The 14,290-nt window shown below is 55.1% G+C and carries 13 protein-coding genes; 6 read left to right on the top strand and 7 right to left on the bottom strand.

The window, feature by feature from the left end:
• Positions 1 to 459 precede the first annotated feature (459 nt).
• Genes GGQ73_RS01610 through nagA form a run of 3 tightly spaced genes read left to right on the top strand, consistent with a single transcriptional unit; the run spans position 460 to position 3,413 of the window.
• Positions 460 to 1,212, top strand: a complete 753-nt coding sequence (locus tag GGQ73_RS01610; protein ID WP_174154965.1) for a GntR family transcriptional regulator — start codon at positions 460 to 462, stop codon at positions 1,210 to 1,212.
• 24 nt (positions 1,213 to 1,236) lie between these two features.
• Positions 1,237 to 2,259, top strand: a complete 1,023-nt coding sequence (locus GGQ73_RS01605) for an SIS domain-containing protein (protein ID WP_183893430.1) — start codon at positions 1,237 to 1,239, stop codon at positions 2,257 to 2,259.
• Positions 2,256 to 3,413, top strand: a complete 1,158-nt coding sequence (gene nagA / locus GGQ73_RS01600; protein ID WP_174154969.1) for an N-acetylglucosamine-6-phosphate deacetylase — start codon at positions 2,256 to 2,258, stop codon at positions 3,411 to 3,413. The genes GGQ73_RS01605 and nagA overlap by 4 nt, the downstream gene beginning before the upstream one ends.
• A 208-nt stretch (positions 3,414 to 3,621) precedes the next feature.
• On the opposite strand, the gene GGQ73_RS01595 is transcribed toward nagA, so the two are convergent.
• Positions 3,622 to 4,410, bottom strand: a complete 789-nt coding sequence (locus GGQ73_RS01595; protein ID WP_174154971.1) for a DUF4394 domain-containing protein — start codon at positions 4,408 to 4,410, stop codon at positions 3,622 to 3,624.
• Positions 4,411 to 4,612: 202 nt separating this feature from the next.
• Between GGQ73_RS01595 and GGQ73_RS01590 the strand changes: the two genes are divergently transcribed.
• Both GGQ73_RS01590 and GGQ73_RS01585 read left to right on the top strand, forming a co-directional pair.
• Positions 4,613 to 5,158, top strand: a complete 546-nt coding sequence (locus GGQ73_RS01590; RefSeq protein WP_183893428.1) for a sigma-70 family RNA polymerase sigma factor — start codon at positions 4,613 to 4,615, stop codon at positions 5,156 to 5,158.
• Complete coding sequence (locus GGQ73_RS01585) at positions 5,155 to 5,871, top strand: anti-sigma factor (RefSeq protein ID WP_183893426.1); 717 nt, start codon at positions 5,155 to 5,157, stop codon at positions 5,869 to 5,871. The genes GGQ73_RS01590 and GGQ73_RS01585 overlap by 4 nt, the downstream gene beginning before the upstream one ends.
• Here GGQ73_RS01585 and GGQ73_RS01580 read toward each other — a convergent pair.
• Positions 5,868 to 7,118: a glycosyltransferase family 4 protein gene (locus GGQ73_RS01580; protein WP_234910840.1), complete on the bottom strand. Its 1,251-nt coding sequence runs from the start codon at positions 7,116 to 7,118 to the stop codon at positions 5,868 to 5,870. The two genes, GGQ73_RS01585 and GGQ73_RS01580, sit on opposite strands and share 4 nt — an antisense overlap.
• 131 nt (positions 7,119 to 7,249) lie before the next feature.
• On the bottom strand, positions 7,250 to 8,404 hold the full coding sequence (locus GGQ73_RS01575; RefSeq protein ID WP_183893424.1) for an acyltransferase family protein: 1,155 nt from the start codon (positions 8,402 to 8,404) through the stop codon (positions 7,250 to 7,252).
• Between the two features lie 152 nt (positions 8,405 to 8,556).
• Here GGQ73_RS01575 and GGQ73_RS01570 point away from each other — a divergent pair, with 152 nt between their 5' ends.
• Positions 8,557 to 9,450, top strand: a complete 894-nt coding sequence (locus tag GGQ73_RS01570) for a methyltransferase domain-containing protein (RefSeq protein ID WP_183893422.1) — start codon at positions 8,557 to 8,559, stop codon at positions 9,448 to 9,450.
• A gap of 11 nt (positions 9,451 to 9,461) precedes the next feature.
• On the opposite strand, the gene GGQ73_RS01565 is transcribed toward GGQ73_RS01570, so the two are convergent.
• From GGQ73_RS01565 to GGQ73_RS01550, 4 genes are read right to left on the bottom strand one after another with little or no spacing between them, the layout of a single operon-like run.
• Positions 9,462 to 10,694 (bottom strand): glycosyltransferase family 4 protein, encoded by a 1,233-nt coding sequence (locus GGQ73_RS01565; protein WP_183893420.1) that lies wholly within the window; start codon positions 10,692 to 10,694, stop codon positions 9,462 to 9,464.
• Positions 10,695 to 11,465 (bottom strand): polysaccharide deacetylase family protein, encoded by a 771-nt coding sequence (locus GGQ73_RS01560; RefSeq protein ID WP_183893418.1) that lies wholly within the window; start codon positions 11,463 to 11,465, stop codon positions 10,695 to 10,697.
• Complete coding sequence (locus GGQ73_RS01555; RefSeq protein WP_183893416.1) at positions 11,449 to 12,780, bottom strand: O-antigen ligase family protein; 1,332 nt, start codon at positions 12,778 to 12,780, stop codon at positions 11,449 to 11,451. The genes GGQ73_RS01560 and GGQ73_RS01555 overlap by 17 nt, the downstream gene beginning before the upstream one ends.
• A complete protein-coding gene (locus GGQ73_RS01550) occupies positions 12,780 to 14,246 on the bottom strand; it encodes a GumC family protein (protein ID WP_183893414.1) in 1,467 nt (488 codons plus the stop codon). The genes GGQ73_RS01555 and GGQ73_RS01550 overlap by 1 nt, the downstream gene beginning before the upstream one ends.
• Between the last annotated feature and the right edge of the window lie 44 nt (positions 14,247 to 14,290).

The raw sequence follows: 14,290 nt of genomic DNA, 5'->3' as shown, positions 1-14,290 counted from the left end.
TATCGTTCCCTGTTTTTTGTTCCCGTAATTCTTTTTCGCAAATTACGCGCCATTTCTTCTGAAGGCTACGTTATTTGCGTTGAGCGCTTTCATTTCTGAAATTTATTTTCAGAAATTGGCAAACTTCGTCGCGTTATGAAAGCCCCTTCTAAAAAAATATTGATCCGATGCCCAGACTTCGAAAAAGAGCATATTTCGAACCAGCACCAAAACAATACCAAAAAAATGCCACCCGTCTATACCAATCGTCCCAGCAATTTAGAATTAATTAGGAAATGCGAGTCAATCCACGAGAACGCTGATAAAATCAGGCTCTTAACGAAGGGGGCCGAACTGGAATTTCTCGTTAGACGCGCATGTGGTTTGATTTTGGTATTGCTCATCGACCGGTCTGTGCTATAGCCAAAAGCGAGGCAGAATTGATAAAAGCACGAGCGAAAAAATCTTGGAGAGGTATTTATGGCGGATGTTCTGGAGCTTGACCGGTTACAGTCAGCATCAGGTGGGCCGCTTTACCTCAAGCTGCGACAGGCCATTGAGGATGCCATACAGGCAGGACGACTGAAGCATGGCGATGCCCTACCACCGGAACGGGACATGGCAGAGGAAGCGGCGGTCAGCCGCGTCACTGTTCGCAAAGCGATAGACGATCTGGCGCGTGACGGTCTTCTCGTCCGTCGTCACGGTTCCGGCACCTTCGTCGTCAAGCCTCTAGCCCGCATGCAGCAACCGCTGACACGGCTGACGTCATTTACAGAAGACATGCGCCGCAGAGGCATGACCGCCAGCACCCGTTGGCTGGACAGGGGTCTGTATTATCCAACTCCTGACGAACGAATGGCGCTCGGCCTGTCGTCCTCGTCACAGGTGGCCCGGTTGACCCGGTTACGCCTTGCCAACGAGCAGCCGATTGCGCTGGAGGTCACGAGCCTCCCGGACGATATTCTCAAAGACCCGCAATCGGTCGAAAACTCCCTTTACATGGTATTGAAAAAAAGTGGCATACGGCCCATCCGTGCCATCCAGCGCATTTCTGCGCGCAATCTGACCGATGACGAGACCGTACTTTTGGGCGTGCCGCCCGGCTCTGCGGCTTTGTCTGTTCAGCGCATGGCCTATCTGGAAAGCGGACGCATCATGGAGGTTTCCAAGGCACTGTATCGGAGCGATGCCTATGATCTGGTTGCCGAACTGACCATGGGTTCAGAGTAACCATACAATCAGGAAGACTGTGACATGACGACTTTAATGCGACAGGAAATTGATGAGATTCCAGATGCCGTTGCCCGGCTGTTGGAAACATCTTTGCCAATGCTGGAGGAGGCAGGACGCAATCTGAAAGCACAAGATCCGGCGGTGATCGTGACCATCGCTCGTGGCTCTTCGGACCACGCCGCACATTTTATGAAATACGCCATTGAACTCCAGACTGGCCTGCCCGTCGCATCGCTGGGGCCGTCGCTTGCCTCCATCTACGATGCACCTCTTAAGCTGGAACGGGCTGCGGCACTAGCGATTTCCCAATCCGGCAAAAGCCCGGATATTGTTGCACTTGCCCGCAATGTAAAGCGTGGCGGCGCGCTCACCTTTGCCCTGGTCAATACACTCTCCTCACCGTTGGCAGACGCCTCCACGCAGGCTATCGACATTCAGGCCGGGCCAGAAAAAGCTGTCGCCGCGACGAAATCCTTTGTGAATTCCATTGTCGCGGGCCTATCCATTCTTGCGGCAGCAACGGAAGACCAACTTTTGGTCAAAGCCATCGCGGCACTGCCCGCAAACTTTGCAAAAGCCATCGAACTTGACTGGAGCGAAATCGCCCAGGCTATCAAGGGCGAAGATTCTCTCTACATGCTTGGCCGTGGCCCTGCCCTTGCCATTGCGTCCGAAGCAGCCCTGAAATGCAAGGAAACATGTGAACTTCACGCTGAGGCCTACTCGTCGGCCGAGGTCATGCATGGCCCGGTTTCGTTGGTCGCACCACGGTTTCCAATCATTGCTTTTGCGGCACGTGATCGTGCCGAAGCATCGGTTGCTGAAACAGCCAACGGTCTTGCGGCAAAAGGCGCGAATGTTTTCCTCACGTCAGCCAAAGCGACATCGGCCACAGCCTTGCCCTTCGTCGAAACCAACCACCCGCTCACCGACGCGCTTCTGCTGATCGCACCCTTCTACGGCTTCATCGAAGCGCTGTCGCGCGCGCGTGGCTTCAATCCCGATGCGCCCGTTGCTCTGAACAAGGTAACGCAGACACGATGACCGATGCCAAGATCATCAGCGGCGCGCGCATCTTCGACGGCGAGATGTGGCACGACGGCAAATCACTTGTTGTCCAGCATGGGAAAGTCACCGCCATCTCGGCATCCGCTCATGACGATGCCGAAACCATCGACGCAACTGGACTGCTCATCGTGCCGGGCTTCGTCGATGTTCAGGTCAATGGCGGCGGCGGCGTGATGTTCAACAACCGGCCAGATGTGGATGGCATCACCCGGATTTGCGCAGCGCACGCCAGGTTCGGCACGACTGCCCTGATGGTGACACTGATCACGGATAGTCCTGACATCACCGTGAAAGCGGTTGAAGCTGGGATAGCGGCGCAGGAAACCGACGTGCCGGGGTTCCTCGGTCTCCATCTTGAAGGTCCGCATCTGTCTTCGGCTCGCAAAGGTACGCATGATCCGGCATTGATCCGACCGATGGAAGAAAAAGACCTGCACCTGCTTCTGAGCTGTAAGCAGAGACTTTCCCATATTCTGACGACCATAGCCCCGGAAAGCGTAAGCACAGCGCAGGTCACATCGCTCGCTCAGGCGGGCATCATTGTCAGCCTCGGGCATAGCGATGCGACATACGTGACGGCCGCACATTACGCTGACGCAGGCGCTTCGATGGTGACCCATCTTTTCAACGCCATGAGCCAGCTTGGCAACCGTGAACCTGGTCTTGTTGGCGCCGGGCTCCATGACAACAGGTTTCATTGCGGCATGATTGCCGATGGCTTCCACGTCGATCCGGTCTCGATGGCTCTAGCGCTGAAAGCAAAAAATCAGCCTGGTCGCATTTTTCTCGTGACCGATGCCATGTCGACCATCGGCACCGATGACACTGGGCTGGAACTGAACGGACGACATGTTTACCGGAAAGACGGGCGATTGACCCTTGCGGATGGAACGCTTGCAGGCGCCGATATCGACATGCTCTCCTGCATCCGTTTTGCTCACGAACGCATTGGCCTTCCGTTGGAGGAAGCCCTGCGCATGGCGTCGATGTACCCCGCACAGGCCATCAAGGCAGAGACAAAAGGCAGCCTTCTGGCGGGATATGATGCGGATTTCGTAATCTTGAACCGCGATCTCTCCATGAAGTCGACATGGATCGCTGGGAGCCCTGTATTCCACGCGGCGGCGTAACGATGCCGACTGTTTTGCCGTTCGTCTGCCTGACGCTTCGGTGTCATGTCGATTTATCATCGGTTCGGCAGGTTGGTCTTTGATCGCCTGCACGTTTGAGAAAAGCAAAGGTGTCTTAGCTGAAGAGCGCATTTCCGGGCGCTCCACGCCATAGAAATGGCCCCGCACACCATCGGGGCCACCCGTCTATTCCAATTCCAGCCGCTGCTTACATAGCGGGCAGAACGGCGATATCGCGGATTTCGGCCTCACTACCGGCGATAGCGCCCACTTCGGTGGCCGCCCCGGTTTCGAGATTGACGGTGTACAACATTTTGCCTGCTGCCAGATATGCGGTGTTCTTGCCGCCTTCCATACCTTGAATGTCGAAGGCGTAGGTCGCTGGCATTTCCTTCAAGCCGAGCTTGCCGATAGACTTCAATGTGCCATCGTTCGGCTTGGTCTGCTGGATCAAAGCGCCAATGGTGGCGTCGATGTTGTACATCGCTGTTTTTTCAGGCTTGCCGATTGAGTTCGTATAGGCGGCAGCGACGATATTGGGCGTCTCACCCTTGTGCATATCAGTCCCTTCGAAGGCGAGCGTACCATCGACAGTGACAGCACCAGTGTCAGGATGAACACGGTGGTTCGTGGTGCCACTCATGAAGCGGAGGCGGTCAGCCATCGGGTTGAAATCGACGACCAAGGGCGCTTGCGTGATTGTCAGCGTCTTGTCCATCTTGGCGATATCGGTTGCGGCACCTGTCTCGAGATTGATGGAAACGATCCGGAAGTCCGGTGTCACCCCGATGACGGTCTTGTTTGAAGGTCGGAAATCGATACCAACAAGTTTATCGACGCCGGTAACATCCATTGTTTTACTGACACTTGGCTTTTGTGTGTCGAACATGACGAGCGTTTTGTCACCTGTCAGCCCCAGGACAGGAGCAGCGATGCTTGTTCCAGCGGCTGTTACGAATACAGTGGACGCGATCAGAGCGAGGCGAATGGTGTTCATATCTTTCTCCCGTACGTTTTTCCGTTTGGAAGTCATCCCGCACTCGGCTTTGGATGCTTCTGTAGGCTAAGACACGCCAACCAGTTGTTTTGGATGCAGTCGGTTAAATTATTTTTTGCTGCATCCAAATATTCCGTCTGCGGGTAGTGGAATCATATGCGATGCTAGTCGCGATTAGGACGTTGAAAAGGACAGGATGCCGATGGGCGTTGCGCATGATGATCTGAACATTGCTCTTTCAGCATGTGCCAAGGGCGACAAGAGCGCGCTTCGGCGCATTTTTGATCGTGAGGCAGGCCAATTGACTGCCGTGGCGCAACGCATTGTGCGTCGACGCGATTTGGCTGAAGAGGTCGTGCAGGAGGCCTTCATTCGAATCTGGACCCACGCGCACCAGTACAGCGCCGACCGAGGATCTGCACGCGGTTGGATTTACGCGATTGTTCGCAACAGAGCCCTCAACCTTCTTCGCGACGGCAAGCGTGAACACACGGTCGCAGAGATCGAATCGATGAAAGAGAGCGATCAGGCTGATGAGATTATTGCCGTGTGGCAGAAGCTGGATCGGAATTCGCGCCTTTACGATTGTTTGAGCAATCTGGACGAGACCAAGCGGCGCGGTATCCTGATGGCCTACATCAACGGCTACACGCATGGTGAAATCGCTGGTCGATTACAGATGCCACTTGGCACGGTCAAATCCTGGATTCGCCGCGGACTGTCGACGCTGAGGGAGTGCATGGCATGAGAGCGGCGCAAGACAACATTGCCGACATCGCCGATGAATATGTTTTGGGCCTGATGGATGATGCAGAGGCGGCCAGAATTGAAATCGAGATGGAAGAGAACGAACAATTGCGGGCAGCAATCGACGCCAGTCGTGAGCGGTTTCTTCCATTGGACACCGGTATGGAACCGCTCGACGTCGATGACAGCCTTTGGCAACGCATCGAAACTCATCTTCCGCCTCAACGGCACTCTCCACAGTCATCAAGACCAAGCGGGGAGACCCCTGTCGCCAACGATAACCGGTCGGGTCTATGGCGCGTGACCGCAGTATCGGCCATTGCGGCGAGTTTGCTGCTCGCCGTCGGGTTGACCTTCAGCCTGATGCGTTCGGTAGACCCCATGGTTGTCGCAGTTCTCCTCAACGAAGCCGGGGACGTGCAAGCGGTCGTGGAAGACTTCGGAAACGACAATGCAACGGTTAGACTCCTGGCGGACTTCAACGTGCCCAAGGAAAAATCGATCCAGGTTTGGACCCTTCCCTCTCAGGAGATGGGACCTGTTTCGCTTGGGTTGCTTGAGGGTGTTCGTTCGACCAAGCTCACCGGACCGGCCTTGCCCGCCCCGCGCGGCGACCAACTCTACGAAATCACGCTTGAACAGGCAGGCGGATCTCCGACCGGCCGACCGACAGGCGCTATACTGGCAAAAGGATTTGCCCGCTTCCCACGTTAGCGCGCTATAGGGGCAATGTTTCGCTTCGGTTGGCGATATGATCTGGCTGGGGCCGTCTTTGAAATCGATCGGTAGATTTCTGCGGTCCTCATACCGATGGCCCGCCAATCATACTTTGCCATAACCTTGGAGCCGTTCTGTCGAACGGTGGCCGTCGATGCACTGTCGATCTTGCTCTGGAGGGCTGCGGATAACGCGGAGATATCGCCGAGCGGGAAGTAGCAACTATCTTCGAGAGCGAGAGCAAGGTTTGCTTCTATATCGCTCGCCAGCACCGGCAGGCCATGCGCCATGGCTTCCAAGAGAGCAATTGGCATACCCTCATGGCTCGATGGAAGAACGAAGAGGCCAGCATTGGCAAAGAGGCTTGCGAGCTTCTTGCCAGACTGGACGCCTGTCAGAACGACGTTCTGATTGGTTTTCGCACGAGCATGCAGTTCAGTGACATAGCTACTGTCCGCATCTCCCCCGCCCACCAAGACAAGCTTGATGTCTTTCAGTTTCGTCCGGCCGAAAGCATCGATGAGATCGAGCTGGCGTTTTTCCGCAACCAAGCGAGCAACGAGGAGGACGTATCGACCTTTTTTCAACCCGAACTCTTCCAGTATGCCGTCTTCCAGGTTCTTGGTGTCCACCTTCACGCCATTTGGAATGAAGTGGACCGGCGAATGAAAGTTCTGTTGCATGCGCTCGGCAATGTGCTTTGCAATCGCGATGCGCGCGTGAGAAAAGCGCATTCCTGCCCACTCGCCCAGTTGCAGAATTCGTTTCTCGATGGGGTTCCACTTCTCACGGTCGTAATCATAGCCATGATGCGTGAAAACCACACGCAAACCCAGAAGCCGGGCCAGCGGCGCGACCAGAGATGGGCCAACGGCATGGATGTGGACAATATCCGGGTTCAGGAGCCGTGCTTTAAAAAGAGCAAATGCCGTATGGAAGATCGCCTCCAGCCGCGCGCTGCGGGGTGCCCACAAGGGATGCACGGTGATGCCGCGCCACACATAGGCCTTCGTGTCGGCGACGTAGTTCTTGCGCGCAAAGACATGGACATCCGCACCCAGATCAACCAGATTCGACACGAGTTGCTCGACGTGGGTTTCAACGCCGCCCTGGACATTGGGAATACCCCGCAGTCCGATCATGCAGATACGCATGGAATCCAGGAAGTTGGCATTGTCTTCCGAATACGCCAGGCTCGTCGCCTCAAATGCAGGTCGTCGCTCCAGTGTCTCAACATGATCCATAGCCCGCTCCTAGTTCACATTAGAACATTAGGATATAATAACTTAAAATCTGGAATAGGCTAGTAGGTTCTGACAAACACAAGATTGATCCCGCAGGTATAGTAAACGGCGGGGCTGCACAAATCCGAACACTAGACCGAAATCTTCGATTCCGCGTTGTTTTCTCGCCTGAGAAACCTATACCCAAGGTTGATCATTGGCTTCTCCAAATACTCATAGACGAACACTGACAGGGCGAGCGTGAGACCTAGCCAGGCGAGCGCAGTCAACAGATCAGCCCCCGTGCCTGTGAGTGGAAGGAGTGAAAAAACCATGAGCGCGACAATCCCGTGAAAAAGGTAGATCGAGTAACTGAGCGCACCCAGCCACGAGAGAAACGGATGTTGGGGAAGCTCTGTTCTCACCGAAAATACAAAGGCGCATAGTGCTGCGAAATAGCTTGCGAGAATGGGAAATTTCGCAACAAGAAAAAAGCCATCCTGCCGGGAGAGCGAAAAGTCGCCGATGCTGAGAAGCACGATGGTCTGGATGAGCAAGACGCAGGTGGCCCCGATCCACGCACCCGCAAGATTGTCCACAAGCGCCATGCGCAACAACAGACCAAGATAAAGAAAAGAGACGTGCAAACTAATGTACTGCACGGGCAACACCCATCCGCCTGCCCGAAGGAAAATAGGAGCGGCCGTGGCCGAGGCGAGCAGAATTGCGAAGGATGCAATGACAAGAGGACGGTAAAGAATACCGAGTGCGAACAGACCGGCCGACAGAACGTAAAACACGATCTCGATCGTCAGTGTCCAATAGGCGCCTGACATCCAAGGCTGTCGAAATAAAGAGGGCATCATCGTCATATTCGCGATCAATGTCGACACGGGAGGAATTTGGCCGTGCATCGCCGAGGCAATCCAAAGGAAAAACAGCGCCAACCACATTGCGGGAAAAAGACGAAAAAAACGCGAGACTGCGAATCGGTGGAGCGGATGGCTGCCCCTTATGCTGAAGGGCACGACAAAGCCGCTGATCAAAAAGAACAAGACAACGCCGAAGCGCCCGGCATCAAAATGAGCAATACTGGCTGCAGCGATCCGAAACGCGATGCCATCATGGTGCGTCGCCTCACGCAGACTGTCCCCGAAGAAATGTTGGATGACGACGGAGAGAGCCGCTATTGCTCTGAGAGCATCGATGTTCTCGTAGCGACGGCTCGTTTTTCGTTGTCCACCGAGTTGGGCGACGGCTGCAGTCGACAATGCTTTGCTCAGTGCAGAATTATCAGGCGAATGCATCAAACCACACCTCTCGACCAGACCAAGTCAACCATGACATGAAATTTAATTTAAAGTAGTGAATTCTAAAATAACTAATTCATCTCTAAGACTGTTCGGAGTTGACGTTGCATGCAGAACTCATGCGTCAATGTCGAACCTGAACGAACGCAATGGCGGATGAGGCGGAAATGCCGATTGTCTTACGAAATAGTCTATTTAAGCTGATTGGCGCAGCCATTTTGATTGGCGTCTGGACCAAGCACAAATTGATGGGCTACCGAAAACCGAACACAGTCAGGGCAGACGACAGAAACGCGCGGATCGCCTACGTCCACGACGTCATTCAGTCCTGGTTGAAGTTTTTGCCACCCGATGTTTCCGTGAGGGAACGCTCGGTCCTTGAGTTAGGACCGGGATCATCTCTGGCGACGGGCGCCTTGCTTCTGGCACATGGGGCTAAATCCTACACGGCGGTCGATGCCTTCAGACTGGCAGCCGATGAAACGCAGGAGTTCCGTCTCGAAGCCATCGCGCGTTACCCTTGCGAGTTGCAGACAGAGGATGTTGAGGTCGCGCTCCAGACCCTGAAAGACCCTTCAGGCCTCCAATACGATGTGGACCCCGCATTCGATATACCCGCCCTCAGCAAAGGCAAAAAGTTCGATCTCATCCTCAGTTGTGCGGCATTCGAGCATTTCGATGCCGTGGAAACCACCATTGACGGACTAACGCGAGTGGCACAAAGCGGCTGCATCAGCCTTCATATTGTCGATCTCCAGACCCACACGAATGCGCTTCGGCAGCGTGATCCCAATAATATCTACCGATTTTCGAACCGGTTCTATTCTCGCTTCGCTTTTCCAGGCCAGCCGAACAGAAAGCGACCGATCGATTATGTCAGGGCGTTCGAGCGTAACGGCTGGGCCGACATCAGGGTCATCGCGGCCAAATCCATACCAAAAGATTCGAAGGAGAAACTGGCGTCAGGTCTCGCTGAAGACTTCAAACGTCCCGACATGGACATGCATATTCTGGATGCGGTGATTATCAGCCGATATCCATGACGGCCGCACCGTCAGCGAACGCCAAGGTCCCTATAGAGTGCCGTCGTGCGTTCCAGATATGCCCCTTGCGAAAACTCGCTGTTGACCCAGCCTCGGCCACGCTCGCCCATATCTTGGCGAGCCGGCTTAGGCAGGCTGTTCATAGTAGTCAGAACCTCGGCGAGGTTTTCGGCATCCAGCGATCGCGCGATCAAGCCCGTCTCCCCGTCTTTGATGAGTTCGGGTATTCCGCCAATGTCTGTTCCAATCACCGGACGTCCGAGAGCATAGGCTTCCAGCAGGCTGACCGGTGCGTTTTCGTACCACTCGGATGGCAGCACGAGCGCTTTGGCACCGGCGATAGCAGCGTGAAGAGCGCCTCCGGTCAAATAGCCTAAGAACTCGACATTGGCACCGACATCCTGCGCAAGTGCACGAAGTGACGCTTCATCGGGTCCGGTTCCTGCGATGCGCAGCCGTAGCCCTGAAAGGCCGGTTGCCCTGATCAACGTCGCGATGCCTTTTTCGGGCGCCAAACGGCCGGCAAAGAGAAAATAATCTCCCTCTTCCGACACAAGAGGATTGTCAGTGATCGACTGGTCGACAAAATTCGGGATATGAATGAGTTGCTCGCTCGGCCAGCCCCACTCGATGAGCTTGGCCTGATAGAACAGGCTCGGCACGATGATGCGATCGACGTAGTTTCGGTAAAGCCCGAACGTGCGGTGAACGGCGGTTTCAACCATGACGAGGCCACTCAGCGCGACCGATTCCTTCATGCATCTGTTCGTCAAGACATTATGGATGCGGCCGCCCTTGCACTTTTCACAGATCCCCTGAGGCGAGAGCATCTTGTATGCGGGACAGGCGAGCTTCAGGTCGTGGGCCGTCAGAACCGTCGGAACTCCCCGTTTCTTCAGGAGAGGGAAAATCGAGGGTGACATATGGTGATAAACGTTATGGGCGTGGGCGATATCGGGACGAACCTGATCGATAAGACGGCTGAGATGGGTCCGGGCTTTGCGAGAATAGATGACCTCCAGACTGTGCTCGATCTTGGTCAAAAGGCCGGATTGACGACCGAATTCTATCTCTGGAATGAAATGGGACGACCAAGGGGATGGGAGATTGTTCGGATGCTGCATCGAAAACGGCACTGCGCGCCAGCCGGCCCGCTCAAACATCTCGATCTGATCGAGAAATATCGCCTCCGCGCCGCCGCGCCGATAGAAATAGTTGTTGATTGCAAGCAACGTGCGTCCCATTCAGCCCGGCCCCACTTCCCCAATGTGACCGAGGGCGTCGCGCACGGGCAGCACAAGACATCCGGTTGAGACGGCATGGCGAACCAGAGATGAGAAGGTCTCGGGCGTACAGCCATAGGGCGTCGGGTCATTGCTGATGTCATGGGTGAAGAAAATGAGCCAGCCCGGCTCCGCCACAACCGCATCGATCTGACGGGTCAAAGCCCGTGCAGCCACGTCCGGCTGCCTGATTTCCATTCCCCAGAGATAGGACCGATTGACCTTGCCACGGTTGATGCGATCTCCACCGGCACGGGCCGTTGCGTAGCGCTTGGAAAAAGCATGCCGATGCCGGAGCGAACCCTGATTATAGGGATAGGCAAAATTCCTGAGCCCTCCTGCGTGATCGAAGCCGTCGAGAACCTCGGCATTGCCATTGAGATCGCGTGCCAGCTCCGAGCCGCTCAACGTGCTGACGGGCTTGTGCGCGAATGTGTGGCAGCCGATCTCATGACCGGATTGGGCAAGTGACCGGCATTCTTCTGCGGAGATCAGGTTGCGGTCGGGTTCTGCGGTCCCGATCAGACTTCCCGCAATGTAGAACGTGCCGCGGACACCGTTTTCTTCCAATATCCGCGCACCTTCCGTATATGCGGTGTCCGGCACATCATCAAAGGTGAACGACACGATTGGACGCTGGCATGTCACATTCAGCGTCGACACGGGCAATGCCCGAACGGCCCTTTCGGCAATACGCTCACCGACATATCTCGCCTTAGACAGCAACGGCATTTTTCCCCTCCCAGACGGGTTTCTTGTCGCTGACGAGGGTCATGCGAGATTGCATTTCCAGTCCGAATATGGAGACCAACATGAAAAAACAGATCGGGCTACCGCTTTGAAAGAAGATCACTTCGAGGCAGCCGGCGTAGATCACATAGAGCCATACCCGCATAAAAAGGCGCGACAGTGCGGGGCTGTTGGAACCTTTGCCCAGACGCCCGACGGCCCGCAAAGGCACAAAGATAACGAGGGCTATGGTGAGGATGAAGCCGGGAATTCCGGTCGTCAGCAAGGCATCGACATAGGCATTGTGCCCGTTAAAGGCCTTCACGGCCCAGGTCTCAAGTCCTGCCGAGCTCTGCGTGATGTCGGCGGTCTGCCAGAAACCTTGAAAGCCGTAGCCAAAAATGGGTGACTGGGTGATCGCGTCGAATGCAATCTTCCAGATATCGGTCCTGTTGGTGAAGGTAGGGTCAACACCCAGTGATGCGATGAGGCCGCGAAAACCTTCCGAAAGTGCGGCCCCCAATGCCAGAAGATTGAACGCAGCGATGCCACCGACCGCAATCGGCCAACGGCTCCAGCGAAACTTCTCGAATATCCACTGGAGAACAAGTATCAGCGGCAACATGGCAGTGGAGGATTTTCCGCCGGTCTGGATGAGGAAGACAACGGACAGGATGACAACAGCCAGCCCGCTTTTCTTCCAACCCACGCTGCGAAAATAGAGCCCGAAAAACGCAGCCAAAAGCATCACGGCCGCAGCCAGATTCTTGTGGGAATACTGCCCCCTCCAGAAGCCCGCATTCATTGGCTCGATCAGCTCGGTTGGCTGATGGATAGCCAGCATCGGCAGAAAGATAACACCGAAATAGGCTATACCCAGCGTAATCGCCGTCCCATAGAGCATCAGACGCGCAAACTGTTGTTCCGAACGCGCAAGCAGCAGAAACATCCCGGCATTGAGGCAGGTCAGTATCGCCAGAATGGTTCGTTTGATCGCGTCGACAGGATAGTTCGAAAGAACGGACGAGATGAGAAACCACGAAAACAGCGCGATAACAAGAATCTGCGGCTGACAGATGCGAGACCGCAGCGGATGGGTCAGGGCTGCATAGAGTGTGACGACAGTCAAAACCAGAAAAACCAGCTGGTTTAAGAGATTGGATCCGCCGGTGGCGTTCGATCCGCTGACCTCGACACTGGTGAGATCCACAAAGGGATTTGTCGTGATCCAGAAAAACAGGAACAGCCCCATAAAGACCAAAGACCTGATCTTGCCTTGAAAACCGGCGTATTCTTTCAGGCCCGAGACTATTTGCATCAGCTTCCCCGTTCGTAGCGCCAGTTGTTGTCTCGAAGAAGGACGAATAGACGGGTTGCCAGAACGGAAATGACACCCAGTATCAGCCCCGCCAGAACGCCGCCAATTGCCAGGAGTACGGTTGGTGGCGGCCAACTGCGTTTTTCCGGCGGCACCGGTTCTGTGACGATCCGCAGGTTGGAGACACTGATCTGCTGCTGCTCGCTGGTTTCACCAACCCGTTTCAAAAAGGTGTCATAGAGGGCAGATTTTGCCTGACTGTTACGCTCCAGCTCCTGGAGCTGGACTTGAGCCGTATCATCGGTGGACACACGTTTTTGGGCATTTTCCAGTTGGGCGCGCAAGGTGGCAACGGAGTTTTCCGCCTGATCCATATCAACCTGAATGGTCTGTAGCGAGCGTTCTGTCTCCCGCGCCATCTCTGCACGAAGCGTTCCAAGCTGCGCGCGTGCCGTCACAAGTTTTGGGTAGCGCGTACCATAGGTCAGCGCCAGTTCTTCGTACTGCTGTTTGAGGACACTGTATTGCGAGCGCAGCGCAATGAGCGTCGGAGAATCCAGCGTATCCGTAGGCACGATGCCATCGGTTGCCGGTTGGCTTAGCCGTTTGTAACGCGATTGAACGTCCGATAATCGAGAGGATGCTTCATTCAGCAGCGTGTTCAGCTGCGACACGCTTTGCGTATTGACGGAGCCGCCGCCGAGATTTTGGAGATTGTTATCCTGACGAAACTGCATCACGTCGTTGGCAGCCTGTGTGGCAGCAAGTCTCAGTTCTTCCAGACGATTGGACAGTGCGGCACTGGCGTTCTTTGCGAGATCGGTCTGGGTCGCCTCGAGTTCTTCGCGAAACGATTGCGCCAGTGTCGAAAGCACCGCCACCGACCGATCGGCGTCACGCGTCCACAGGCTTATCGAGACGAGATAGGTCCCGCCCTGGCGTGCGACTTTGATGCGCTTGGCAAGGTTTCGCATCGCGATAACAACGCCATCATCCGATGGCGTCGCGTTTGGCATTTTCAACCAGCTGAACAGACCTTCTTGCGTGTCGGCGGCGGAATTGAATTCCGGCACGTTCTGAAGCTTCTGCTGCTCGACCGTCCTCCGCAACACATTGCCCGACGTGATCAAAAGCAGCTTGCTCGAAATATCGAGTATCTGCGCGTCACTCTGGATGTTTGGCGTTGTGAGTTCGTTTGGCACGACCTGACCGGTCGGCGGCGGCAACAGAATGTCCATGCTGGATGTGTAGCGTGGCTTCACGGCAAGCCCGAAACCCACAGCCAAGGCACCACCCAAAAGTGCAAAAATAACGATGAAAAACAGGCCGCGACGCAGCCAGGCGAGTAAAATCGCAACTGTTACCATGGGCTCGACAGGCGTCGAACCCTTCGAATGGACGGTCGCACGAGGCACGGGATCGTCAAAGACCGGCCTGGTGCGCTTTTCGGTTGGGTACTCGTACATGCCTCACCGTAACCTCTACATCAATCAAAACGAAACATTTTCTT

This window comes from Rhizobium skierniewicense, assembly GCF_014196515.1.
In the GTDB taxonomy this organism is placed as follows: domain Bacteria; phylum Pseudomonadota; class Alphaproteobacteria; order Rhizobiales; family Rhizobiaceae; genus Agrobacterium; species Agrobacterium skierniewicense.
The sequence above is the reverse complement of the archived record's forward strand: the minus strand, read 5'-3'. Positions and strand labels throughout refer to the sequence as shown.